We start from the raw sequence: 21,631 nt of genomic DNA, 5'->3' as shown, positions 1-21,631 counted from the left end.
CTCAGGAGTTGGTGCCGCCCTTGCAGAACTCGGCTTCCAGTTCCGCCGTGAACACCCCGATCGGCCATGTCCAACTCCCGTTCGCCCAGTCGCCGTTCACCTCCGTGGACAGCATGTGCCGCCTGTCCCGGGTGCCAACGGTGTACGACCACGAGCCGTCGATCGCGCCGCCCATGCCCCAGACCTCACCGCAGGAGAGGGTGATCTCACCGACGCCCAGACCGTAGTGGGACTTCGGGACCCAGCCGTCCCCCGGGTCCTGCATCACGAACATCTCGCCCTGCTGCGCAGGCGGCAGCAGCCGGCCCTGCATCAGCGCGCGGAAGAAGGTGTCGAGGTCACCGGTGGTGGAGATGATGTCGCCCGAGCCGTAGCCCCAGGAGGGGTTGAGCTCGGTCACGTCGTAGAACGGGGTGTGGTCGCCGGACGCTCCCAGCTTGGAGTAGAAGCGGCCGTGCGGGCCGTGGATCCGCGGGTCGACTCGCCCGCAACGAGGGGAGCGCCCATGCCAGATGCCAGGCTGACTCAGGAAGACCGCCAGCGGATCGCCGACGGACTCGCCGCGAGGCTCGACCATGCGGAGATCGCCAGCCGGCTCGGCCGCCCCAGCCCTATCGCGCGCGTCAGTTCGGGACGGTGAACTGCATGCCGGCGACCGCGATGGTCCCGTGACCCAACGCGGATCCATGCGCCGCGCAGACCCTGGCGTTGATGCTTCTTCGTGCACGAGAACATGCGCATCTCCACCTTTGTGTCACAGACCTGTCTCAGCTTCCCTTGATCCGCAACGTGGCTGACCGGCGGTCACGTCTGCCTGCTCAGAAAGCCATTTATCGGGGAGAAAATCATGCGTGTCCGCAAGGTCTCAGTGTTCACCCTTGCCGCTGTGGCTGTCGGCCTGTCGCTGACAGCCTGCAGCGGTGGCAGCAACACGGCCTCGGCATCCGCTGCCAGCGCATCGGTCGCGACGAGTACCGCTGCCACGCCGACCGGTACCCCGCAGACCAACGCCGGCCACGACTCCGCCGACGCCGCCTCGTCGGGCACCCCGAAGTCGTCAGGTGCCCCGAAGCCGTCGGGCACGCCGAAGTCGTCGGGCACGCCGAAGTCGTCAGGTACCGCGAAGCCGTCGGGCACCGCCAAGAAGCCCGGCGTGAGCTGCACGAATCAGGTCGACTACGCGGGGGACCCGAGGTCCAACGCCGAGATCAACTCGATCGGTGAGGAGACCGGCTACTGCCCGGTGCCGGAGAAGGGCAGCACGCCGTCGGGCACCCCGAAGAAGGCGGGGGTGAGTTGCACGAATCAGGTCGACTACGCGGGGGACCCGAGGTCCAACGCCGAGATCAACTCGATCGGTGAGGAGACGGGCTACTGCCCGCCAGTCCAGCACTGATCAGCCGTGGACAGCTCCCGGAGCTCCCGGAGCCCGAGACGTCGGACGGCCATCAGGTGGCCGTCCGCGTCCCAGGGCACCATCGACCTGTTCAACAAGTCGATCTCCGAAGCGAGGTGGCGCAGTGGCCGGTGAGTTCATGATGGACGCCGACGAGGGGATGCGACGCTTCTTCTCGCAGATCGCCGACGAGATGATCACGCTCTTCGGCATCGACCGCGCCGAGGCCGTGGCCCGCCTCAACGAGGCCTGGGGCTCGCTGGCCTTCGACCCCTACCCCGATCTGGTCTGCCACGAGTCCGCCGAGTACTGGGCCTACGGCATGTACTACGGCGACGTCCCGTACTGGGACGAGCAGGCCGACCGCTCCGAGTGGCAGGTCGGTCCCCTGCCACCAGCGGACTCTCCGGCCTGGACCCTGCCCCGGAGCGGGTGAAGGCGCCCGGAGAAAAAACTTCGGTCGATGTCCGGCTACCGTGTCGATCTGCGCCCGCGCCGTTCGACCTGGGGTAGAGAGGGTCGAGAGGCGACCCCCGTTCAAGGAGAACGACGATGGCGAAGTACATGCTGATCATGCGAGGCACGGACGAATCCGTCGCGAAGATGATGGAGACGCCCTTCGAGGAGATGCTCGAGACGGTGGGCCGCTTCAACGAGGAGTTGATCCGGGCGGGCGTGCTCGTCGCAGCCGAGGGCCTGGACGACCCGTCGCAGGGCGTGGTGGTCGACTTCAGCGGGGAGACCCCGGTCGTCACCGACGGCCCGTACGGTGAGACGAAGGAACTGTTCGGCGGCTACTACGTGCTCGACGTCGCCTCCAAGGAGGAGGCCGTCGAGTGGGCCAAGCGGCTCCCGCGGTTCCCCGGCTCGAAGGTCGAGGTCCGTCGGGTGCCGGGCATCGAGGAGTTCCCGCAGGACAACGAGTGGATCATCAGGGAGCGGGCGTGGCGCGAGCGGACGGGCCAGCTCTGACAGCCGCGGCCTCCGACGGCCCGCCGAGCGCCGAGTCGGCGCGGCGGGCCGTCGAGGCGGTCTGGCGGATCGAGTCCGCGCGGATCGTCGGCGCGCTGGCCCGCTACACGGGGGACTTCGCCCTCGCCGAGGACGTCGCGCAGGAGGCGCTGGCGGAGGCCCTCGTCTCCTGGTCGCGCGACGGTGCGCCGGCCAACCCGGTGGGCTGGCTGCTGGCGACCGCACGGCGGCGGGCCATCGACGCCTTCCGCCGCAGGTCGGCGCTGGACGAGCGGTACACCATGCTCGCGGGCCAGCTGGCCGACGGTGAGTTCAGCTCGGGTGCGGTGGCCTCGCGGGACGGGTCGGACGACCTGCCGTGGGATCCCGACCGGGTCGACGACGACGTCCTCGCGCTGATGTTCACGGCCTGTCATCCGGTGCTCTCGCCCGAGGCCCGGGTGGCGCTCACGCTGCGCGTGGTGGGCGGTCTGTCCAGCGAGGAGATCGCCCGGGCGTTCCTGGTGCCCGTGCCGACCGTCCAGGCCCGGATCACCCGGGCCAAGAAGACGATCGCCGCGGCGCACGTGCCGTTCGAGCTGCCGCCGGCCGCCGAGCGGCGGGAGCGGCTCGGCGGCGTCCTGAGCGTCCTGTACGTGATCTTCACGGAGGGCTCGACGGCGTCGACCGGCGACCGCCTGCTGCGTACCGATCTCGCGTACGAGGCGGTCCGGTTGGCCCGGACGCTGGCCGCCCTGCTGCCCGGTGAGCCGGAGGTGTCCGGGCTGCTCGCGCTGTTCGAGCTCACCGCCGCGCGCTTTCCGGCGCGTACCGGGCACGACGGGGAGGCGGTGCTCCTGGAGGACCAGGACCGGCGGCTGTGGGACCGCTCCGCGATCCGTCGTGGTCTGGCCGCTCTCGGCCGGGCCGCGGCCGTCGGGCAGGGCCTCGGACCGTACGGTCTGCAGGCCGCGATCGCCGCCTGCCACGCGGCGGCGCCCTCGGTGGGGGAGACCGACTGGGAGCGGGTCGTGCTCCTCTACGAGGCGCTCGGCCGGGTGGCTCCGTCACCCGTCGTCGAGCTCAACCGGGCCGTGGCCGTCGCGATGGCGAGCGGACCGCAGCAGGCGCTGTCCATGGTCGACGAACTGGTCGCCTCCGGCCGCCTGTCGGGGTCGCACCTGCTCCCGAGCGTGCGCGGCGAACTCCTGGCCCGCCTCGGCCGGACCGCCGAGGCCCGGGCCGAGCTGGAGCTCGCCGCCCGGCTGTGCAGCAACACCCGCGAGCGGTCGGTGCTGCTGCGCAAGGCGGCGGAGCTGGGGTGACGGCCATCGGCCGGGCGTGGGGCCGCCGTAGTGGGGTGTGGCCTGGGCGAAGGCCCGGGCCACACTGCCCCCCATGACCGGTGCCCGCGCCTCCGTCTACGGACCGAACTGACGTCGCCGGCTGAATCGGCTAGCGCCCGCCAGCCCCATCGCCCAGCGCCCAGCGCCCAGCGTCCAGCGTCCGCCGGCCGGGAGAGCAGAACAGCCGTACGTGGGCGGTCATTCCCGCGATGACAGGAAATCGACGATTGGACGTGGACGCGTGACCCACAATCTCTGACGCTTGATCAGGACCAGCCGCTGGAGCGGGAACTGTGGCGGCGGCTTCGTGGTTGGCGAGAGTGGACCAGGCCGTGCCGTCCAGAGGCGTGGCCATCCCTCGATGGAGAGTGATTGTCGTGCCTTCCAGCTCCAGTTCCGGTTCCAGTGACTCGACCGCCCGTGCCACGAGTGTGCTGGCCCGCCCCTTCACTCTGGGCAGCCTCACGCTCCGGAACCGGATCGTGATGGCGCCGATGACCCGCGAGTTCTCGCCCGGCGGGGTGCCGGGCGCCGATGTGGCGGAGTACTACGCCCGCCGGGCGGCAGGCGGGGCGGGCCTGATCGTCACCGAGGGGACGTACATCGGCCACGACTCGGCGGGGACCAGCGACCGCGTGCCCCGGTTCCACGGCGACGACGCGCTCGCCGGCTGGAGCGAGGTGGCGCAGGCGGTCCACCGGGCGGGCGGGAAGATCGTGCCGCAGCTGTGGCACGTGGGCATGGCGCGCACCGCCGGTGCGCCGCCCGTCCCGGAGGCCCCGCAGGTCGGCCCCTCGGGGATCTCCATCGACGGCTCGGCGGCGGGAAAGGCGATGACCTCGCAGGACGTCGACGACGTGATCGCGGGCTTCGCCGCCGGTGCGGCCGCCGCCGAAGCCCGCGGCTTCGACGGCGTCGAACTGCACGGAGCCCACGGCTATCTCATCGACCAGTTCCTGTGGGCCCGGACGAACCAGCGCAGCGACGGCTACGGTGGCGACATCGCCTCCCGGGCCCGGTTCGCCGCCGAGATCGTGGCCGCATGCCGCCAGGCCGTATCGTCGGACTTCCCGATCATCTTCCGGCTCTCCCAGTGGAAGATGGGCGCCTACGAGGCGAAGATCGCCGAATCGCCGCAGGAGCTCGACGCGCTCCTCGCCCCGCTCGCCGAGGCGGGTGCCGACGCCTTCCACTGCTCGACCCGCCGCTTCTGGCTGCCGGAGTTCGACGGCTCGGACCTCAACCTCGCGGGCTGGGCGAAGAAGGTCTCCGGCAAGGCGACGATCAGCGTCGGCTCGGTCGGCCTCGACGTCGACTTCACCAAGGCACTGTTCCAGGGCGAGCGCTCCAGCGCCACGGACATCGCGGCGCTGCTGGACCGGCTGGAGCGTGACGAGTTCGACCTCGTGGCGGTCGGCCGCTCCATGCTGGGCGACCCGGAGTGGGCCGCGAAGATCCTCAGCGGCCGCGCCGACGAGCTCAAGCCCTTCGACCTGCGGGCACTCGGCACCCTGTACTGAGTCGACGGTCCCGGTCCGCGTCGGCTACGCCCTCACCCCGCTCGGCCACTTCGGCGCCTCGACGACGGTGGCGGCACTACGGCGAGACCAACCCCGTCTCGTACGCCGTGATCACCAGATGCACCCGGTCCCGCACCCCCAACTTCATCATCAACCGGGCCACGTGGGTCTTCGCGGTACCCGGCGCGATGCCCAGTCGCGTCGCGATCTCCTGGTTCGACAAACCGCGCCCGACGAGAGTCAGCACCTCGCACTCCCGCTCGGTGATGGCGTCCAGCCGTGGCCCGTGCCTTCGGCGCCGCCCCGCGAACTCCTCGATCAACTGCCGCGTCACGCTCGGCGCGATCAGGCCGTCGCCCGCCGCGACCAGCCGGATCGCACCGAGCAGCTCCGGCACCGGCATGTCCTTCACCAGGAATCCGCTGGCGCCGGCTCGCAGTGAACCGAACACGTTCTCGTCGTCGTCGAACGTGGTCAGTACCAGTACTCGAGTGTCGGCCGTCTGACTCGTGATCAGCCGGGTTGCCTCGATGCCGTCGACGCCCGGCATCCGGAGATCCATCAGCACCACATCCGGTGCGAGTGCGCGCACCACCCGCACCGCCTCCGCGCCGGTGCCCGCCTCGCCCACCACCTCCAGGTCCGACGTCCGCGAGATCGCCAACTTCAGGCCCGCGCGGACCAGTTCCTGATCGTCCACCAGGACCGTCCGCACCCTCATACCGGCAGCCTCGCGCTCACCCGGAAGCCGCCCTCCGGCCGTACCCCCGCGCTGAACCGGCCCGCCAGCAGCTCGACCCGCTCGCGCATCCCCGCGATGCCGTAGCCGTCCCCGTCCCCGTCCCTGTCCCCGGAACCCGCCCCGCCCCGCCCGTCGTCCACCACCTCGATCGCCAACTCCGCCTCCCCGTAGTCCACCGACACCCAGCAGCGCCGCGTGTTCGCGTGCCGCACCACGTTGGTCACCGACTCCCGCACGATCCGGAAGGCGGAGAGCTCGACGTCCGGGGCCAGCGTCCGCCGCCGGCCCTGCCACCGCACGTCCACCCGCACGCCGGACTGCGCCGCGGTCTTTGCCAGCCGGTCTGCAGCTGCAGCAGGCCTTGCGGGACGCCACCGGCGACAACCCGCTGATCCAGGTGCAGTCCAGTCACGACCTCCAGGCCGCGTACGCCTCGCGGATGTCCCTGCTGATCGAGGTGATGTACGGGCTGCTCGGGATGGCCGTGGTGATCGCCGTGCTGGGCGTGGTCAACACGCTGACCATGTCGGTCTTCGAGCGCCGGCGGGAGATCGGCCTGCTCCGGGCCGTCGGCCTGGACCGGCGCGGGATCCGGCGGATGCTACGGCTGGAGTCGGTGGCCATCGGTACCTTCGGTGCGGTGCTCGGCATCACGATGGGTGTGCTGATGGCCTGGGTGGTGGTGCGGATGTCCAAGGACGAGGTGAGCGATCTGACCACCGTGGTGCCGTACGGCCGGCTCGCCGCCTACGTACTCGGCGCGGGCGCGGTGAGCCTGCTGGCGGCCCTCTGGCCGGCCCGGCAGGCGACCCGGCCGAGCATCCTCGACGGGATCGCGACCGACTGACGGGGCGTCGGCTGGACGTCGTCAGTAACCGGACTTCGGGGATACCTGCGCGGTGGTGAGAGCTGAAACGCCCGCCCGGCCCGCCCGGCCCGCCCGGCCCGCCCGGCCCGCCGCCTGCCTGACCGGGCAGCCCGCCGTGCTACGGGTGCGCGGCGGGTGCGGCATCGGTGCCGCTCATGCCGAGCCGGCGGGCCAGCTCGTCCTCACCGGCCGAAGTCAGGCGCAGAGCACGGGTATTGGCTGCTCGGGTGATCCATCCGGCGGTGCTGAAGACATCGAGCAGGTCCGCGCCGAGACGCCCGGCCAGGTGGTGCCGTTGCTCGGTCCAGTCCAGGCAGAAGCTCAGCAGCGGGCGCTCCTGATCGTCGGTCAGGTGGCTCTCCGGCACCCCGAGGCCGGTCAGCACCGGTATCGCGGCCGGGCCGAGCCGATATGGGTGCTCCGACTCCGCGGTCTGCCCGGCAGTCTGCTCGGTGCCGCCCACGGGGACCAGCGCGCCGCTGCTCAGCAGGGCCTCGGTGATGGTGACCCCGAGCAGCCCGGCGGTGTGGTCGTAGCAGACGCGCGCCCGCCGCAGCGCTGCACTGCGGCTGCTGGCGCGGAGCGTCCGCGCCACCGGCTGGGCGGGGGCGAGCGCGGCCAGGCTCTCCATCAGCTCGGCGATCCGGCGGTCGGCGAGCTCGTAGTAGCGGTTCCGCCCCGACGGCCGGACGGTGATCAGCCCGGCCTGGCTGAGCCGGTTCAGCTGGGTGCTGGCGGCCTGGGGAGTGACGCCCGCGTGCTCCGCCAGCACGCTCGCGGGCAGGCTGCCGCCTCCGGCGAGCGCCATGAGGATGCGGGCGCGGGTGCCGTTGGCGAACAAGCTCGCCACCCGGGCGATGTCAGGTTCGCCGGTGCGCGCGGGGGAGGTCATGCGGTCATTGTCACCCGGGCACACTTCCACCGGCGTGGAGGTGAACCGCTGCCATGGTCGGGGCATGAACGAGACAGTCCAGGCCATGCCACCACCCGCGAGGCCGGCGCCGCAGTCCGCGACATCGGGCGCCCGGCATCAAAGACGCGTGCTGGCGGCGACCGGTGTCAGCTATGTCGTCGTCCTGCTGGACGCGTCGATCGTGAACGTCGCACTGAACGGCATCTCCGGCAGCCTCGGCGTCGGCATCGACGGCCTGCAGTGGGTGGTGAACGCCTACACGCTCGCCTTCGCCGGCCTGCTGCTGACCGGTGGCACCCTGGCGGACCGCTGGGGCGCCCGCCGGGCGTATCTGGCGGGCCTGCTGCTGTTCACCGCCGCATCCGCAGGCTGCGGCCTGGCGACCGGCCTTCCGGTGCTGGCCGCCGGCCGGGCGGTACAGGGCCTTGGCGCGGCGGTCCTGGTACCGGCCGCCCTCAAACTGATCAACCAGGCCCATCCCGAGCCCGAGCTGCGGGCCCGGGCGATCGGGATCTGGATGTCGCTCGGCGCAGTCGCCATGGCCGCGGGGCCGTTGATCGGCGGCGGCCTGATCAGCTGGCTCGGCTGGCGCAGCATCTTCTTCGTCAATGTGCCCATCGGGCTGGCTGGGGTGTGGCTGGCGCGGACCGTCGCCGACCAGCCGGCCCGGTCGCTGCCGCAGCGCCTGGACCTGGTCGGGCAGGGGAGCGCGGTCGTAGCGCTCGGCCTGCCGATCGCCGCCCTCATCCAGGGCCGTGACTGGAGCCCGCCGCTGCTGTGGGCAGCCCTGGCGGTCGCCGCCGTGGCCGCGGCCGCCTTCGTCGTCACCGAGAGCCGCAGTCCGCACCCGATGCTCCCGCTGTCGCTGTTCCGCGGCCGCGTGTTCGCGGGTTCCACGGTGGTCTCCGCGACCTCGGCGCTGGTCTTCTACGGCCTGCTGTTCGTCTGCGGCCTCTACTTCCAGCAGGTACGCGGATACTCGCCGTTCCAGGCCGGGCTGGCGCTGCTGCCGCTGACCGCGACGGTCGCCGTCGGTGGCTTCGGCTCCGCCCGGGCAGCGCGTCTGCTCGGTCCGCGCTGGTCGATGTGCGCGGCCTTCGGCGGTTACGCGCTCGGGGCGCTGGGGCTGCTCAGCGCCACCCGCAGCTCGCCGTACTGGCTGGCGCTCGCGCCGATGGCGGTGATCGGGCTGGCCGGCGGATTCATCTCCCCGGCCGCCACCGCACCGGCCCTGGGCACCGTCGGCGATGCCCGCGCGGGCATCGCCGCTGCCGCGCTCAACACCGCCCGGCAGTTCGGATCGGCGGTCGGCGTCGCCGCCTTCGGCACACTTGTCACCGCCGTCCACCCCTTCACCCGTGGACTGCACGCCGTCCTCTGCGCGATCACCCTCGCCTCGATCGGCGCGGCGGTCGTGTGGGCGTACACCTGGCGGCGGTCAAGCAAGGCCTAGGAACTCACCCGGGAACGCGGCCAGTTGGCCTGGGGTGGGTGTGGGTGAGCGGCTCGCTGGCTCGCCGAGCATGTCAGCCGGATGGTTGCGCGCAGGGTCGGGTTATCCCCCCAACGGCCCGGGGTGGCTTCCCCATTGGCCCGGTCCGGGGCACCCAGCGAGACTGGCGCTTGCGCGCCCCGCCCGCGCGATTTCCATCCTCACACCGAGCCGATCGGGCCACCATGACCACCACCGCAGCCGCTCCCACCACCCCCGTCACGCGAGCCAGGAGAGGCTCACGGGTGAGCTGGAGCGTCGTCCTGCTGACGTCCCTCGCAGTAGTCGGGTATGCCGTGGGCAGCTACGCCGATGTCGAACTCCCCATCAGAGCAGGGCACCAGGGCCTGGCCGCGACCTACGCCGAGCGCCCGATCGCCATCCAGGTCGCCTTCTACCTCCACATCGTGACGGCCGCGCTCGCGCTGCTGGTCGGCCCGTTCCAGTTCTCCACCGTGCTGCGCGAACGGTTCCCGGCCGTGCACCGCTGGAGCGGCCGGCTCTACGTCCTCGGGGTCGGTGTCGGATCGGTGGCCGCGTTCCTCATGTCCTTCTTCAACTCGGCGGCCTTCGACGGCTTCTTCGGGTTCGGCGGCCTCGCCGTGCTCTGGGCCTGGTCAACCTGGCGCGGATACCGGGCCATCCGCGAGCGCGACGTGCCCAACCACCGTGCCTGGATGATCCGCAGCTTCGCCATCACATACGCCGCCGTAACGCTCCGGGCCTGGCTCGGTGTCCTCATCGTCCTCCAGCTGGCCACCGCGCACGGAACCGTCGACGGCACGCGCATCTTCGACAACGCCTACGCCCCGCTGCCCTTCCTGGCCTGGCTTCCCAACCTCGTCGTCGCCGAGTTCCTCATCCGCCGCCGCGGACTTCCCTCCTACCGGCTCACCCCGGTTGCCGGCTGACGGCCCGTCATGCGGGTTGCACCGGCGTCGCGGAGGAGGCGGCTGCAACTCCGCCGCGACGAGGCCGTGATCGACATGGCACACCGTAAGGACCCCATGCCGTACGGCCATACGGGCTTGAGGACCACCAAATACGCCCCTTGAACTGGAGTTCATCGAGCCGCAGCTGCCGATTGGCGTCACTCCCCTGCCCGTGCAGAGGGGTGACGCCCATCGGCCCCGCGCGGTCAGAGGATCAGTAGTAGGCGTACGCGGCGCCCGCCGTCACGTCGGTGTTCCCGCTGGTGGGCTGCGAGTGGATTGCGTCGGTGACGAAGCCCCCGGTTACGGCAGCAACGGTGAAGGCCAGGGCGGCGAGCCGGGCCAGGTACTTCTGACGCACGCTCATTCCCCACTGTCGCCGGGGAACAGTCCGCCAAGCGTGAGAGGTGGTGTCGTCGCTCACCCGTTTCTCCGTAGGAGAGTTGGGCTTGATCCAGCCGGATGCGGTTCCGCGGCGGACCTGTTTGACGTCAACAGTGGGGTGCGGCTGTTCTGGAGGAAGGGCTGATCTGGGAGAACACTGTCCGGTGACCTGCCGGAGGTCAGCGATGCCGTGCGCAAGTTGATCGGCCACTGGCCGGTTGCCTCGAACAGGAGGGTCCGCCTTCGCGATTCGCGACGGCGGGCCGTGCGCGGTTGACGTGCTGCCCAGGCTGGGGGGCTGACGCGTGGGCTGGGCAGGGGAGTTGAGGCGATGGGCCGTCAGGGGCCGGTGGGGCGGATGCCGGCGATGGCGGACTTGCCGCGGGTGGGGCGGGACTTGACGCCCCAGGCGTCGCTGAGGGACTCGACGGTGATGAAGAAGGCGGCGGGGGACCTGAGGAACGCTACCGCTGCGCCAGTGGTGGGTACGTGGTGACGCCGGTGGAGACGATGCGAGCCGGCAGCCTCGGCGGGTTGCTGATGTCGCTGGTGCTGCTGGTGGGCGCGCTGGGCCCCGTCGGAGCAGCATCCGAGCCCTCAGAGCGGGCCTGAGCACCCCTGCCGCCCGCCCCCGAGTTCGGTGGCGAGCAGGCCGGTGCGGGCGGCGATGACCCCGGCCTGGAAGCGGCTGCGTGCGTCCATCCGGTCCAGCAGTTCGGCGATGTGCTGGCGGCAGGAACGGACCGACAGACCGACGCGCTTGGCGATCACCTCGTCCTTGAGCCCAGCCGCGAGCAAGGTGGTGATCAGGCACTTGATGTCCTCCGCGCTCTCGTGGGCGGCCTGCGGACCGGTCCGGTACTCCGAGGCGGTGGCCCAGGCCTGCTCGAAGGACGCGCACAGATGTGCCACGATCGACTCCTCGCGCACGATCACCGCGCCACCGGGCCGCTGCCGATGCGGCAGGAAGGCCACCTGCCGGTCGAAAATGACCATCAGTCCGGGGATTTCGGCCATCGTGCGGATCTCCGAACCGGCCTTGGTTACCGCCTCCACATATGCCTGGGTCGCGGCGTGGAATCGCGCGGTGTGCTGGTAGAGCGTACGGATCCGGATCCCTCGCTCCAGCATGGCGAGATCGCGGGGCAGTGCGTCCGCCAGTGCCGCGGGCGGTCGCGCGCCTCCTGGCTGACATGCCATCAGTTCACTGCGGCAATTGGCCCCGTGCTCGGCCAGCATGGTTCGGACGGTGAACTTGTCGTCCAAACTGTCGACCGCCTCATCCTGATTGCGCTGCCGGCGGGCATCGAAGTAGATCCCGGAGAGTGCCGACAGCGAGCTGCGGACCCGCTCGCTCTCCCGCTGCCTTCGCTTCAACTCGGCTTCTGCCTCGCGCAACTCGTCCTCGGTTGGGCCGAGCAGCGCGGCGATCGCGGCGTCAGGACCGTTCGGCAGCAGAAGGCTGCTGCCGACCACCGGAGTGAGTAGGTGAAGCGCGGTCAGGACGTCAACGGAGGCCGCCAATTCGCTTGTCTTGAGGCCGAGATCGCCTGCGCTAAGGGCAATTTCCGCGGCATCCAGGCCGCCGTGGCGGACCGCCCAACGGTAGGCAGCAACCGCCGACTCGTCGATCACGGGGGAGTCAGCTGGACCGTTCTGTTCGGATTTGCCCATAGATGCCATCCCTCATTTCGTTGCTGCCACAGCAGATGACCCATCAAATACATGTCAACGAAGCGGTGTCCACGGGCACTCTGGAGTCAGCCGAAGGGCCGGATCCCCACAGCGGGGAAACGGCCTGATGACACGGGGGGAGGACTCGTGCGAGCAGCAATTCGCAAAGCCTGTCTGGGAGTTCTGATGGCCATCGCCGTGGTCGCGGCGGTGCCCGCGATCGGGACCGCAACGGCCCGACCTGCGGGCACCACGCCGCGAGCGGACAGCGGCTGGGGCGACGGCGGACACTCCGGCAGCGCAACGAGTACCTTCCCGCTGCCGCCCGGTCAGGCCGGGTGAGGTTGCGACGGCAGCAGCCTGCTGCCGCCGGGTGGGAGGTGGGACCTTTCCCAGCCGACCGGACCGCACATCAGGCAGCACCGGATACCGCGAAGCGCCGATCTCCACCGGCGATTCGGAAGCGACACCATCACAACCGCACCATCACATCCACATCAGACCCAAGGAGAACCGAGGATGCTCAAGAAGATCGAAGAGCTGGGCGGGCGCCTGCTGGAGCGCTTCGTCCCCAAGACCGACGCCCAGGCCTGCGGCTACTACAGCTGGAGCCAGTGCTGGCAGTGCGCGGGGTCGCCCTGCACCGTCAACACCTGCACCGGCCAGCTGTGGTGCAACTGACCCGAACCACTGCCCGGCCCAGCCGTGCATGAGCACCGCCGGGGCACTGGTAGCCGAGCCCAGCTCGGTCACCAGCGCCCCGGCGCCTTGTCCGAGGGAATCCCGAGAGCCCGCACGAACCTCGAGAGCCCGGCCGAACCCCGACGAGAACGCCGGTCACCTGACGGCGTCCACCGGAGGAGAGGGAGATGCACTACCTGTCCGTCGGCATCCGTGCCTTGCTGGGCATGGTCTTCCTGGCCTCATCCGTCGGCAAGCTCGCGGGCGGTGCCCGACACGCGGCCTTCATCCAGTCGGTCCTGGAACTGGGTGCCGTACCCGAGCGGTTGGTCCGCCCGGTTGCCCTGGCCGTTCCGCTCGCCGAACTCGCCGACCTCGTCCTGCTGATGCTCCCCGCCAGGACGGCCACGCTGGCCGGACTGCTGCTCGCCGCCGGACTGCTGCTGGCCTTCACGCTCGCGATCGGCCTGGCGCTGCGTCGCGGCGTACGGGCGCCCTGTGGCTGCTTCGGCAGCTCCACCACCCCACTCGGGCCGCGTCACGTGACGCGCAACCTGCTGTTGGCAGCGAGCGCGCTGGCCGCCGTCCGCCTCGACGCCACCGCCGCCGGCACTACCGCCACCGCGCCGACCCTGCTTGCCGTGGTGGCCGGAGCGCTGCTGGGCGTTCTGGTCGCGGTGATCGACGACCTGATCGAACTGTTCCGAACCGTCCACCCCGCGGAGGTCACCGATGTCCGTACTGATCCCGGCCCTGCTCATCGTCGGGGCACTGACCGTGCTGAACCTGCTTCTCACTCTCGGCGTGGTCAAGCGCCTGCGTGAGCACACCGAATTGCTGGCCGTCCCCGGCGGGCCAGGCGGTGCCCCGGCCGCCGTCGAAGTCGGCACGGAGATCGGCACGTTCAGTGCCGAGACGGTCGACGGCGAACGGCTGACCGACGCCGATCTGGGCGATGACACCGTTGTGGCCTTCTTCTCGCCGACCTGCGCGCCGTGCAAGGCAAAGCTGCCCAAGTTCGTCGAGTACGCGGCCGGGCTCCCGACGGGCCCCGCTGGAGCGCTGGCGGTCGTGGTGGGTGAGCCCGAGGAGTCGTCTGCCTTCGTGAGCAGGCTTTCAGCGGTGGCGCGAACGGTGCAGGAGAGTCGTGGTGGCGAACTCGCCGAGGCGTTCCAGGCGCGGGCCTTCCCGACCGTGCTGCGGGTGGGCCGCCCGGCGGACCGACTGGCGGTCACCGCCAACCGGGTTGCGCTGACCCCGGCCGCCCGCGCCCGCGTAGCGGCGTGAAGGCGACACCACGGCCGGGTGGCGACCGCAGGACCTCCTGGCAACTCGTCAGTTCCTGTCTACGGCTGGCCGCCGAGGCCGCCCCCGCTGCCCTGGCCGGCTATCTCGCCTGCTCGCTCTCGGCCGCCGCCGTTCCGGTGGCGCTCGCCTGGTTGACCCGCTCCCTGCTGGACACCTTGGTGAGTCGCGGCAGTTCGGGCCAGCTGGCCGGTCTCGGTGCCGGACTGGTCGCCCTCGGGGTGGCCACCGCACTGCTGCCGCAGGTCAATCGCTACTTGGCCGCCCAACTGCAGCGCCGCACCGGCCTGCTGGCCCAGGACCGGTTGTTCACCGCCGTCGAGTCCTTCACCGGACTCGCCCGGTTCGAGGACCCGCGGTTCCTCGATCGGCTCCGACTCGGCCAGCAGGCCGGACGGACGGCCGTCGGTTCGGCTCTGGAGGGACTGTCCGGCATGGCCCGGTCGGCGCTGACCGCCGCCGGCCTGCTGAGCTCGCTCCTGGTGCTCTCACCAATGCTGGCCGGATTGGTTCTGCTGGCCGGATTGCCCACGCTGGCCGCAGAGTTGATGTTGGGAAGGCGCCGGGTCAGGCTGCTCTGGACCATCGGGCCGGCCGAGCGGCGCGAGGTCTTCTACAGCGAGCTGCTCACGCGGGTGGAGGCAGCCAAGGAGGTCCGACTGTGCGGCTCCGGCACCTTCCTGCGGACCAGGATGCTGGCCGAACGGCGCCGGGCCGATGCTGCCAAGCAGGCTCTGGACCGGCGTGAGGTGCGGGTGCAGTGCGGACTCGGACTGCTCGCCGCCCTGGTCTCCGGCGCTGGGTTGCTCCAGGCGGTGGCACTCGCCCGCAGTGGTGCGACCACACCGGGCGGCGTCACCATGTTCGTCGCGGCGGTGGCGGGTGTGCAGGGCGCGGTCGCCTCTCTCGCCGTGACAGTGGCGACCGCCCAGCAGGCGCTACTGCTCTTCGCCCACCACCTCGCCGTGCTGGACACCCCGCCCGACCTGCCCACCTCCGGCACGGCTCCGAGTACCCTGCCCGCACTGCGCTCGGGCATCGAGCTGCGCGACGTCTGGTTCCGCTACTCGCCGGACCACCCCTGGGTCCTGAAGGGCGTCAACCTCACTATCCCGCATGGGAGTTCGATTGCTCTGGTGGGCCTGAACGGAGCCGGCAAGTCGACCTTGGTCAAGCTGCTCTGCCGGTTCTACGACCCGACGGAAGGCAGCATCCGCTGGGACGGGGTCGACCTGCGGGAGGTGGATCCGAGCGACCTGCGGGCTCGGATCGGCGCGGTCTTCCAGGACTTCATGCAGTACGACCTGACGGCCGCCGAGAACATCGCAATCGGCGACCTCCGGCACCTGGACGACCGCCGCCGGATCGAGGCGGCTGCCGAACGGGCGGGGCTGCACGGCACCTTGGCTGGACTGCCGCATGGCTACGACACGCTGCTCTCCCGAATGTTCCTGCCCGGCGACGCAGATCAGGACGAGGACCCGGGCACCAGCGCGAACCCAGGCACCGGCGTGGTGCTCTCCGGCGGGCAGTGGCAGCGGCTCGCGCTGGCCAGGGCGCTGATGCGAGACCGGCGTGATCTCATGATCCTCGACGAGCCCTCGGCCGGGCTGGATGCCGAGGCCGAAGCCGAGGTGCACGCCTCGCTCCGGGCCACCCGGGCCGGCCGGACGAGCCTGCTGATCTCGCACCGGCTGGGCGCCGTCCGGGAGGCGGACCTGATCGTGGTGCTGCGAGACGGCCGGGTGATCGAGACCGGCGGGCATGAGGAGCTGGTCGCGGCCGCCGGGGCCTACCAGCGGTTGTTCGCTCTTCAGAGCCGCGGCTACCAGGAGACGGCGGTGGCCCCGTGAACGCGCTGACGGTGGCGCCCGGCTTGCTGATCGGTACGGCCGGCGTGCTCGGCGCCGTCGGGGTGGCCGGTTGGATCGCACGCCGACTGCTGGTGGTGGTGACGGTGCGCGGCGCCAGCATGCTGCCCGTATTCTGCGACGGAGAGCGGGTCTTGGTGCTGCGCGCCCAGTCTCTGACGGCCGGTCAGGTAGTGGTGATCGCAGCCCCGGCCCTCCGGGAGAGGACCGCAGCACAGCCACGACAGCTCGGCATCCGGGGCCTGCGAACCGGTGCGCTGGACGGGCGGCGCTGGGTCATCAAACGGGTCGCTGCCCTCCCGGGGGACCAGGTGCCACCGGCAGCCCGCTCGGGTCCCGCGGGAAGCGGGCCGGTGCCGCCGGGCCGTCTCGTCCTGCTGGGGGACAACCCGGCGGCCAGCTTGGATTCGCGCCAGTACGGGTACTTCCCGGCCGGGCAGGTCCTCGGCCGGGTCGTGCGACGACTCCCGAGTCCACCTCGGGGGATCCGGTAGGAGCTGTCCGACCGATCATGTGACCGTCGGCTGATCTGCTCGCTGTTCGGGTATGGGGCGGGATCTGTCGGCCGCGGAGTGGGAACGAATGCGGCCGTCCCTGCCGGTGAGCAATGGGAGGTGGGGGCGGTGGCGTGATCACCGGCAGGTGATCGACGGGATCCGGCACCGGGTGAGGATCGGAGTGCAGTGGCGCGACCTGCCGGAACGGTCCGATCCGTGGAAGACCGTCTACGAGCGCCGCCGGCTGTGGTCGGCGGATGGCACCTGAGAAACGTCTGTTGCAGGAGGTCCAGGCCGTTTTCAGGAAGGCGCCGTGCTGTCCCAGCTGCGGCCGGACGATCCGCATGGTGTGGCCGGCTACCGGCTGCTCGCCAGGATCGGCGAGGGCATGGGATCCGTCTACCTGTCACTCACCCGTGGCGGGCAGCCGGTTGCGTTGAAGCTGATCCGGCGGGAGTTCGCGCAGGACGAGGAGTTCCGTCGGCGCTTCCAGCAGGAGGTGCGGTCCGCCCGCCAGGTACAGGGCTACCACGTCGTGCCCGTAGTCGACCACGACACCACCGGCGACCAGCCGTGGCTCGCCACCAACTTCGTCCCGAGCCTGGCGTTGGATCAAGCGCTGGCCATCCACGGCGCGTTGCCGCTGCCGGTGGTGCTGCACCTGGTCGGTGGCACCGCCGAGGCGCTGCGGGCGGTGCACGCGGCCGGCGTCATCCACCGCGACCTGAAGCCCAGCAACGTCCTGCTCGGCGCGGACGGTCCCTGGCTGATTGACTTCGGCATCGCGCGGGAGGTGACCAGACTCAACTCCCACGGCGAAGACCGCCCCGCATCCGCGCCCGCCCCGCTACACCCCCCCATTCCCAGGCCGTTGACCAGCGGGAATGGAGAAGTCCGCCTGGAGTACCAGGCCCCTAAGTGGTCGGCTGCTGACGTCCTTCGGGGGTTGACCCCGGCGTTGGTGGGTGCAGCGTCGGAGACAGGAGGTGGAGCTCGATTCGCTCGTCAGCTGAGCAGAGTCGCCGTCATCTCGCCCGCGTTACAGCCGGCCTGGGCGACCAGCTCTCCGTTCCGTCCCCAGATGCCCGAGCCGCCGGAGGTCTGCGCGAAGGAGCCGCTGGGTCCAGCCGCGGTGGCAAGGACGACCCAGATGCGATGGACAGCGGCGCGTTCACGCATATGGGCATCGCGGCGGGCCGCGGAGTCGGTGCCAGGACCGTAGAGAGTACTGGCCACGTAGGCATCGATGCCGAGTGCTGCCGAGTCGGCGGCGTGCTGGGGCACGGCAGCGTCGTAGCAGATGGCCAAGCCGAGCCGCCATCCGTCGACGGTGACCACAACTGGCTTATCGCCGGGACTGAACCGGTCGAACTCGGCCCCGTGCAGCCACATCTTCCGGTAGGCCACCGTCACGCCGTCACCGGTCACGGCCAAAGTAGCGATGTAATCGCGGCCGTCCTCGTGGCGGATCGGCGCGCCGACCAGCGCCACCGAGCCAGCGACACGGCAAGCGTCCACCAAAGGCCGGAGGCGATGGTCGTCCGCAGGCAGCGACGGCGCGTCAAGGTCATATCCGGTGAGGGAGAATTCGGGGAAGACCACCAGTCTCACGTCTGCCTTTTCAATGGCCTGCGCGTGTTCCCTGACGTTCGCCAGGACGTCCGCGCCAGCCCACACGGGTTGGACAGCGGCCACCGTGAGCGGCTCTCTCATCGCTTTCCGATCATCCCTCAGAGCGCAGACGCGCATGGACGTGCACGTCGTGCCGGCCGTCCGTCTGCAGCCAGGCACTGCGGCGCACGCCCTCCACGACGAAGCCGGTCTTCTCGGCAACGCGGCAGGACGCCGTATTGCCCATGGCGTGTTCGAGATCAAGACGGTGAAAGCCGGCCACGTCGAAGGCCCACGATGCCATCGCTTCGACTGCCCGCGGACAGACGCCCTTCCCCCGGGCCGCCGGGACGGTCCAGTAGGCGACGCCGGCGGTGCCGTCCGCGAACTTCAGTCCCTTCAATGCGGCGCGAGCCAGCAGCACATCGGTCTCGGAGTCGACCACGGCCCAGTGCGCGCCGGTCTCGGCTGCCCAGCCGCCCTGCCAGCCCGCGATCCGCTCCTGCACCTCGGAATCGGAGTCCGCGCGCTGCACATGCCAGCGCTGGATCTCCCCGTCCTGGTAGGCATCCATCACGGCCTGGGCATCGCCGAGACTCCAGGGCCGCAGCAGCACGCCGTCGCCGGCCCTCAAAGTTGGTTGGGGTTGTGCGGCGAGGGAGCCCACCGGAACGGTTGAGTGGACGAGAGTAGGCATGGCCTGGATTATTCAAGATCGCCAGCCGGGTCGTCCAGCGTCGGACCGGTGACGGCAGGCTGTGGCTGCCCTGATCCACTTCTGCTGATCGGCTTGCCTGCCTTGCCTGTTGCCACCGCGCGCCCAATCATCTTGACCGCCGCAGAGCGGCACCGGTTGAGGAAGGCCGCCTACGGTCACAGGACCGAGCATCGGGATCGGATGCGGGCGCGGATCGTTCTCCTGGCGGCCCGGGGCAGGTCCAACGCGCGTATCGCCGTCGAGGCGGGAGTGCACGTGGACACCGTGCGCACGTGGCGGGGCCGGTTCGCAGACCTGGGCCTTTCCGGGCTCGCTGACCGTAAGCGCCCGGGGCGGCCCGCAGCCTTCACACCCATCCTGGTCGCGCAGGTCAAGTCTCCTTGCCGGAGCCTCATGCACGGTGCAGCGCCAACGACACGCGCGGATCGCTGCCCTGTCAGGTCTGACAGGGCAGTGGAGTTGGGGTGGAGCGGGTGTTCAGGGGGTGGTGAGGCGGATGCCGGCGATGACGGACTTTCCGCGGGTGGGGCGGGACTTGATGCCCCAGGCGTCGCTGAGGGAGTCGACGAGGAGGAGGCCGCGGCCGGTTTCGGTGTCCGGGGCGGGGCGCTTGAGGGTGGGGTGGGTGGGGGAGGGGTCGGAGACGGCGAGCCAGTAGTGGCCGTCGGCGGTCCAGAAGGAGAGCTCGATCAGCTCGTCCTCGTGGGGGTCGGCGCCGTGTCGGATGGCGTTGGTGACGAGCTCGGTGGTGAGGAGGCGGAGCTCGTAGGAGAGTTGCGTGGGGCAGTGGTCGGGGAGCGCGTCGGCGATCGCGCGCCGGGCGCGCGGGACGGACGCGGGCTCGGAGGGGAAGCGCCAGTGGCGGGGGAGGGGCGGGATGGCGGCGATGGCCGGGGAGGAGGGGGAGGTGGCGGCGGGCGTGGTGAGCGAGGTTCCGGGCATGGCTGACTCCTGGTCAGGGCGCGGGGGTGGTTGTGCTGTTGGTTGCGGCGGCGCTGCCGGTGGCCTGCCTCCCTGGGCGCGGGCATGCCGGTCCCAGGGAAGGCGGGCATGCTCGCGCGGTGCACTTCCGGCGTAGCCGTATGTGACTCCTGCAACACTCAAGGTAGAGCATCGGGGGAACATGTTCCACCGGATCTCCCGAGATGGACCAGCGATCCGGAATCGGGGCACACTGGGCGTCATGCGCGGAGAGGGGACACATGCCACCCAGGAGTAACCCGACGGCCCGTCAGCAACGCCTCGGTGTCGAGCTTCGCAAGCTGCGTGAGGCTGCCGGGATGTCCACGGAGCAGGCGGCTGCCGTGCTGGCCACGAACCGGACCGTGATCACGAACACCGAGGCGGGTCGACACGGCATCAGCCCCGAGCGGGTACGTCGACTGGCGTGCAACTACGACTGCACGGACTCGGCGTTGGTCGAGGCGCTCGTGCGAATGGCCGGCGAGCGCACAGTGGGATGGTGGGAGGAGTATCGGGGGATCCTGCCACCGACATTCTTGGACATCGCCGAACTTGAGTGGTTCGCGAGACGGCTCCGGATGAGCACCATGACTCATATCCCGGGTCCGTTTCAGACGGAGGCATACGCACATGCCCTGTTCTCGGCGGCGATTCCGGAGCTTCCACCGGACGAGTTTGATGCCCGCGTGGCTCACCGAATTCAGCGACGCTGCGTACTTGACCGAGCTGACCCGCCTTCGTACGCGGCCATAATTCACGAGGCAGCTTTGCGGATTGAGGTTGGCGGCCGGAAAGCTATGCGGGAGCAGTTGCACAGCATTTTGGAACTGTCGGAGCGGGACAGCATCACCGTTCAGGTCATCCCATTCTCGGCAGGAGCCTTCCCCGGATCCGGACAGACCATCCTCTACGCCGAGGCCGACGTGCCGGGCCTGGACGTCGTCCAGCTTGACCGCACGATGGTTGCAGAGTTCCTGCATGTTGAAGCGCAACTGCGCAAGTTCGCGCTCCAGTTGGGCCAGATGCAACGAGTTGCGCTGTCGCCTGAAGAGACCCGTAGCCTGATCCACGGCATCACACGCGAGCTATAGGAGACACATCGATGTCTGACATCACTTGGGAAGCCCCGTTCTGTCAGGACTCCGGCAACTGCTTCCGTCTCGGCACCGATTCCGACGGTAACGCGTACATCGCCGTCAACGGCCAAGAGCATCACGCCGTCTCCGACTCCCTTGCCGCTCTCCGTACCCTCATCCTGGACATCAAGGCAGGCAAGGCGGACCATCTGCTGTAGTCCCCAGCAGCCGGGGCTGTCGCACCCGCGCAGTCCCGGCTCGTCCCAACGGAGGCAGCGCGAAATGCCTGACATCACTTGGGAAGACCCGTTTTGTGGCGAGGGTAACTCCTGCTTCCGCCTCGGCACCGACCCCACCGGCAACGCCTACATCGCCGTCAACGGCCAAGAGCAGCACGCCATCCGCGATTCCCTCGCCGCCCTGCGCACCCTCATCCTCGACATCAAGGCAGGCAGGGCGGACCACCTCCTCTGATGCTGTGACCGGGAAGTCCGCCGGGTTGGCACCGGGTTGATCCTTGGGACCGAACGCAGTCCGATTCGATGTCGCAACAGCGTTGCACACCCGCGCCAGCAGGACGGCTCACCTCGGACCCACGAATCCGCGCGGCGGATTCGCCAGCGCCTTCAACCACTGCGCCATCATGCGGTCGGAGAGAACCACGCCGTATCGCATCAGTAGTGGTCACTTC

At 70.2% G+C, this 21,631-nt stretch carries 27 protein-coding genes and 3 pseudogenes; 20 read left to right on the top strand and 10 right to left on the bottom strand.

Going from position 1 to position 21,631, the window contains the following annotated elements:
- Position 1 precedes the first annotated feature (1 nt).
- Complete coding sequence (locus P3T35_RS06940; RefSeq protein WP_101379683.1) at positions 2–577, bottom strand: hypothetical protein; 576 nt, start codon at positions 575–577, stop codon at positions 2–4.
- A gap of 227 nt (positions 578–804) precedes the next feature.
- Complete coding sequence (locus P3T35_RS06935) at positions 805–1,164, bottom strand: hypothetical protein (RefSeq protein WP_280704660.1); 360 nt, start codon at positions 1,162–1,164, stop codon at positions 805–807.
- On the opposite strand from P3T35_RS06935, the gene P3T35_RS06930 reads away from it, so the two are divergent.
- From P3T35_RS06930 to P3T35_RS06910, 5 genes are all read left to right on the top strand, one after another.
- Positions 1,154–1,396, top strand: coding sequence for a hypothetical protein (locus tag P3T35_RS06930; RefSeq protein WP_280704658.1), 243 nt, complete (start codon positions 1,154–1,156; stop codon positions 1,394–1,396). The genes P3T35_RS06935 and P3T35_RS06930 overlap by 11 nt on opposite strands.
- A 124-nt stretch (positions 1,397–1,520) precedes the next feature.
- Entirely contained in the window at positions 1,521–1,832 is a 312-nt protein-coding gene (locus tag P3T35_RS06925) for a hypothetical protein (protein ID WP_101379681.1), read from the top strand.
- A 116-nt stretch (positions 1,833–1,948) separates the two neighbouring features.
- Complete coding sequence (locus tag P3T35_RS06920; protein ID WP_101379680.1) at positions 1,949–2,368, top strand: YciI family protein; 420 nt, start codon at positions 1,949–1,951, stop codon at positions 2,366–2,368.
- The gene (locus P3T35_RS06915) at positions 2,341–3,672 is read left to right on the top strand and encodes a sigma-70 family RNA polymerase sigma factor (protein WP_101379679.1); all 1,332 of its coding nucleotides are present in this window, start codon (positions 2,341–2,343) and stop codon (positions 3,670–3,672) included. Before P3T35_RS06920 ends, P3T35_RS06915 begins: the two co-directional genes overlap by 28 nt.
- 398 nt (positions 3,673–4,070) lie before the next feature.
- Positions 4,071–5,213, top strand: coding sequence for an NADH:flavin oxidoreductase (locus P3T35_RS06910; protein WP_101379678.1), 1,143 nt, complete (start codon positions 4,071–4,073; stop codon positions 5,211–5,213).
- A gap of 76 nt (positions 5,214–5,289) precedes the next feature.
- Here the strand turns inward: P3T35_RS06910 and P3T35_RS06905 are convergent, their stop codons facing one another.
- On the bottom strand, positions 5,290–5,934 hold the full coding sequence (locus P3T35_RS06905; RefSeq protein ID WP_101379677.1) for a response regulator transcription factor: 645 nt from the start codon (positions 5,932–5,934) through the stop codon (positions 5,290–5,292).
- Positions 5,931–6,266 (bottom strand): ATP-binding protein, encoded by a 336-nt coding sequence (locus P3T35_RS06900; RefSeq protein ID WP_348533400.1) that lies wholly within the window; start codon positions 6,264–6,266, stop codon positions 5,931–5,933. The genes P3T35_RS06905 and P3T35_RS06900 overlap by 4 nt, the downstream gene beginning before the upstream one ends.
- A 20-nt stretch (positions 6,267–6,286) precedes the next feature.
- On the opposite strand from P3T35_RS06900, the gene P3T35_RS40380 reads away from it, so the two are divergent.
- Positions 6,287–6,802: an FtsX-like permease family protein gene (locus P3T35_RS40380; protein WP_101379675.1), complete on the top strand. Its 516-nt coding sequence runs from the start codon at positions 6,287–6,289 to the stop codon at positions 6,800–6,802.
- A 139-nt stretch (positions 6,803–6,941) separates the two neighbouring features.
- On the opposite strand, the gene P3T35_RS06890 is transcribed toward P3T35_RS40380, so the two are convergent.
- Positions 6,942–7,715 carry a helix-turn-helix transcriptional regulator gene (locus P3T35_RS06890; RefSeq protein WP_101379674.1) on the bottom strand — a complete coding sequence of 258 codons (774 nt, stop codon included), beginning with the start codon at positions 7,713–7,715 and terminating at the stop codon, positions 6,942–6,944.
- Between the two features lie 64 nt (positions 7,716–7,779).
- On the opposite strand from P3T35_RS06890, the gene P3T35_RS06885 reads away from it, so the two are divergent.
- Together P3T35_RS06885 and P3T35_RS06880 are read left to right on the top strand one after the other, a co-directional pair.
- A complete protein-coding gene (locus P3T35_RS06885; protein WP_218976660.1) occupies positions 7,780–9,189 on the top strand; it encodes an MFS transporter in 1,410 nt (469 codons plus the stop codon).
- A gap of 284 nt (positions 9,190–9,473) precedes the next feature.
- Complete coding sequence (locus P3T35_RS06880) at positions 9,474–10,139, top strand: DUF2306 domain-containing protein (protein WP_218976659.1); 666 nt, start codon at positions 9,474–9,476, stop codon at positions 10,137–10,139.
- 235 nt (positions 10,140–10,374) lie between these two features.
- Here the strand turns inward: P3T35_RS06880 and P3T35_RS06875 are convergent, their stop codons facing one another.
- Positions 10,375–10,527: a hypothetical protein gene (locus tag P3T35_RS06875; RefSeq protein ID WP_180356380.1), complete on the bottom strand. Its 153-nt coding sequence runs from the start codon at positions 10,525–10,527 to the stop codon at positions 10,375–10,377.
- 614 nt (positions 10,528–11,141) lie between these two features.
- Positions 11,142–12,218, bottom strand: a complete 1,077-nt coding sequence (locus P3T35_RS06870) for a LuxR C-terminal-related transcriptional regulator (protein WP_180356379.1) — start codon at positions 12,216–12,218, stop codon at positions 11,142–11,144.
- 186 nt (positions 12,219–12,404) lie between these two features.
- Here P3T35_RS06870 and P3T35_RS06865 point away from each other — a divergent pair, with 186 nt between their 5' ends.
- The 8 genes and pseudogenes from P3T35_RS06865 to P3T35_RS06830 all read left to right on the top strand — a co-directional run.
- A complete protein-coding gene (locus P3T35_RS06865) occupies positions 12,405–12,560 on the top strand; it encodes a hypothetical protein (RefSeq protein ID WP_180356378.1) in 156 nt (51 codons plus the stop codon).
- 177 nt (positions 12,561–12,737) lie between these two features.
- Positions 12,738–12,899 carry a hypothetical protein gene (locus tag P3T35_RS06860; RefSeq protein ID WP_180356377.1) on the top strand — a complete coding sequence of 54 codons (162 nt, stop codon included), beginning with the start codon at positions 12,738–12,740 and terminating at the stop codon, positions 12,897–12,899.
- A gap of 188 nt (positions 12,900–13,087) precedes the next feature.
- Positions 13,088–13,723 carry a MauE/DoxX family redox-associated membrane protein gene (locus tag P3T35_RS06855; RefSeq protein ID WP_101379671.1) on the top strand — a complete coding sequence of 212 codons (636 nt, stop codon included), beginning with the start codon at positions 13,088–13,090 and terminating at the stop codon, positions 13,721–13,723.
- Positions 13,632–14,186 (top strand): redoxin domain-containing protein, encoded by a 555-nt coding sequence (locus tag P3T35_RS06850; RefSeq protein ID WP_101379670.1) that lies wholly within the window; start codon positions 13,632–13,634, stop codon positions 14,184–14,186. Before P3T35_RS06855 ends, P3T35_RS06850 begins: the two co-directional genes overlap by 92 nt.
- Entirely contained in the window at positions 14,183–16,057 is a 1,875-nt protein-coding gene (locus tag P3T35_RS06845) for an ABC transporter ATP-binding protein (protein ID WP_101379669.1), read from the top strand. The genes P3T35_RS06850 and P3T35_RS06845 overlap by 4 nt, the downstream gene beginning before the upstream one ends.
- Complete coding sequence (locus P3T35_RS06840; protein WP_101379668.1) at positions 16,054–16,569, top strand: S26 family signal peptidase; 516 nt, start codon at positions 16,054–16,056, stop codon at positions 16,567–16,569. The genes P3T35_RS06845 and P3T35_RS06840 overlap by 4 nt, the downstream gene beginning before the upstream one ends.
- A 52-nt stretch (positions 16,570–16,621) precedes the next feature.
- A pseudogene (locus P3T35_RS06835) lies at positions 16,622–16,837 on the top strand (transposase); the annotation flags it as partial.
- Between the two features lie 123 nt (positions 16,838–16,960).
- Positions 16,961–17,362: pseudogene (locus tag P3T35_RS06830) on the top strand (serine/threonine-protein kinase); the annotation flags it as partial.
- Between the two features lie 215 nt (positions 17,363–17,577).
- On the opposite strand, the gene P3T35_RS06825 reads toward P3T35_RS06830, so the two are convergent.
- Together P3T35_RS06825 and P3T35_RS06820 are read right to left on the bottom strand one after the other, a co-directional pair.
- Positions 17,578–18,285 (bottom strand): carbon-nitrogen hydrolase family protein, encoded by a 708-nt coding sequence (locus tag P3T35_RS06825; RefSeq protein ID WP_101379666.1) that lies wholly within the window; start codon positions 18,283–18,285, stop codon positions 17,578–17,580.
- A gap of 10 nt (positions 18,286–18,295) precedes the next feature.
- Positions 18,296–18,880 (bottom strand): GNAT family N-acetyltransferase, encoded by a 585-nt coding sequence (locus P3T35_RS06820; RefSeq protein ID WP_101379665.1) that lies wholly within the window; start codon positions 18,878–18,880, stop codon positions 18,296–18,298.
- A 201-nt stretch (positions 18,881–19,081) separates the two neighbouring features.
- Here P3T35_RS06820 and P3T35_RS06815 point away from each other — a divergent pair.
- Positions 19,082–19,267, top strand: a pseudogene (locus P3T35_RS06815) (helix-turn-helix domain-containing protein); the annotation flags it as partial.
- 111 nt (positions 19,268–19,378) lie between these two features.
- Here the strand turns inward: P3T35_RS06815 and P3T35_RS06810 are convergent.
- On the bottom strand, positions 19,379–19,843 hold the full coding sequence (locus P3T35_RS06810; protein WP_101379664.1) for an ATP-binding protein: 465 nt from the start codon (positions 19,841–19,843) through the stop codon (positions 19,379–19,381).
- A 260-nt stretch (positions 19,844–20,103) separates the two neighbouring features.
- Between P3T35_RS06810 and P3T35_RS06805 the strand changes: the two genes are divergently transcribed.
- From P3T35_RS06805 to P3T35_RS06795, 3 genes are all read left to right on the top strand, one after another.
- The gene (locus P3T35_RS06805) at positions 20,104–20,955 is read left to right on the top strand and encodes a helix-turn-helix transcriptional regulator (protein WP_101379663.1); all 852 of its coding nucleotides are present in this window, start codon (positions 20,104–20,106) and stop codon (positions 20,953–20,955) included.
- Between the two features lie 11 nt (positions 20,956–20,966).
- Positions 20,967–21,158: a hypothetical protein gene (locus tag P3T35_RS06800; protein ID WP_101379662.1), complete on the top strand. Its 192-nt coding sequence runs from the start codon at positions 20,967–20,969 to the stop codon at positions 21,156–21,158.
- A gap of 64 nt (positions 21,159–21,222) precedes the next feature.
- A complete protein-coding gene (locus tag P3T35_RS06795; RefSeq protein WP_101379661.1) occupies positions 21,223–21,414 on the top strand; it encodes a hypothetical protein in 192 nt (63 codons plus the stop codon).
- Positions 21,415–21,631 lie beyond the last annotated feature (217 nt).

Source organism: Kitasatospora sp. GP30 (assembly GCF_029892145.1).
Lineage (GTDB): Bacteria > Actinomycetota > Actinomycetes > Streptomycetales > Streptomycetaceae > Kitasatospora > Kitasatospora acidiphila.
Note: the sequence above shows the minus strand (reverse complement) of the source record. Positions and strands in the feature narration are given on the sequence as shown.

What these genes read in the sequence shown, in the direction of transcription:
- P3T35_RS06940 (WP_101379683.1), bottom strand. Translation starts at nt 577, where the DNA reads ATGGTCGAGCCTCGCGGCGAGTCCGTCGGCGATCCGCTGGCGGTCTTC.
- P3T35_RS06920 (WP_101379680.1), top strand. Translation starts at nt 1,949, where the DNA reads ATGGCGAAGTACATGCTGATCATGCGAGGCACGGACGAATCCGTCGCG.
- P3T35_RS06905 (WP_101379677.1), bottom strand. Translation starts at nt 5,934, where the DNA reads ATGAGGGTGCGGACGGTCCTGGTGGACGATCAGGAACTGGTCCGCGCG.
- P3T35_RS06890 (WP_101379674.1), bottom strand. Translation starts at nt 7,715, where the DNA reads ATGACCTCCCCCGCGCGCACCGGCGAACCTGACATCGCCCGGGTGGCG.
- P3T35_RS06885 (WP_218976660.1), top strand. Translation starts at nt 7,780, where the DNA reads ATGAACGAGACAGTCCAGGCCATGCCACCACCCGCGAGGCCGGCGCCG.
- P3T35_RS06875 (WP_180356380.1), bottom strand. Translation starts at nt 10,527, where the DNA reads ATGAGCGTGCGTCAGAAGTACCTGGCCCGGCTCGCCGCCCTGGCCTTC.
- P3T35_RS06870 (WP_180356379.1), bottom strand. Translation starts at nt 12,218, where the DNA reads ATGGGCAAATCCGAACAGAACGGTCCAGCTGACTCCCCCGTGATCGAC.
- P3T35_RS06865 (WP_180356378.1), top strand. Translation starts at nt 12,405, where the DNA reads ATGGCCATCGCCGTGGTCGCGGCGGTGCCCGCGATCGGGACCGCAACG.
- P3T35_RS06860 (WP_180356377.1), top strand. Translation starts at nt 12,738, where the DNA reads ATGCTCAAGAAGATCGAAGAGCTGGGCGGGCGCCTGCTGGAGCGCTTC.
- P3T35_RS06855 (WP_101379671.1), top strand. Translation starts at nt 13,088, where the DNA reads ATGCACTACCTGTCCGTCGGCATCCGTGCCTTGCTGGGCATGGTCTTC.
- P3T35_RS06850 (WP_101379670.1), top strand. Translation starts at nt 13,632, where the DNA reads ATGTCCGTACTGATCCCGGCCCTGCTCATCGTCGGGGCACTGACCGTG.
- P3T35_RS06825 (WP_101379666.1), bottom strand. Translation starts at nt 18,285, where the DNA reads ATGAGAGAGCCGCTCACGGTGGCCGCTGTCCAACCCGTGTGGGCTGGC.
- P3T35_RS06820 (WP_101379665.1), bottom strand. Translation starts at nt 18,880, where the DNA reads ATGCCTACTCTCGTCCACTCAACCGTTCCGGTGGGCTCCCTCGCCGCA.
- P3T35_RS06810 (WP_101379664.1), bottom strand. Translation starts at nt 19,843, where the DNA reads ATGCCCGGAACCTCGCTCACCACGCCCGCCGCCACCTCCCCCTCCTCC.
- P3T35_RS06805 (WP_101379663.1), top strand. Translation starts at nt 20,104, where the DNA reads ATGCCACCCAGGAGTAACCCGACGGCCCGTCAGCAACGCCTCGGTGTC.
- P3T35_RS06800 (WP_101379662.1), top strand. Translation starts at nt 20,967, where the DNA reads ATGTCTGACATCACTTGGGAAGCCCCGTTCTGTCAGGACTCCGGCAAC.
- P3T35_RS06795 (WP_101379661.1), top strand. Translation starts at nt 21,223, where the DNA reads ATGCCTGACATCACTTGGGAAGACCCGTTTTGTGGCGAGGGTAACTCC.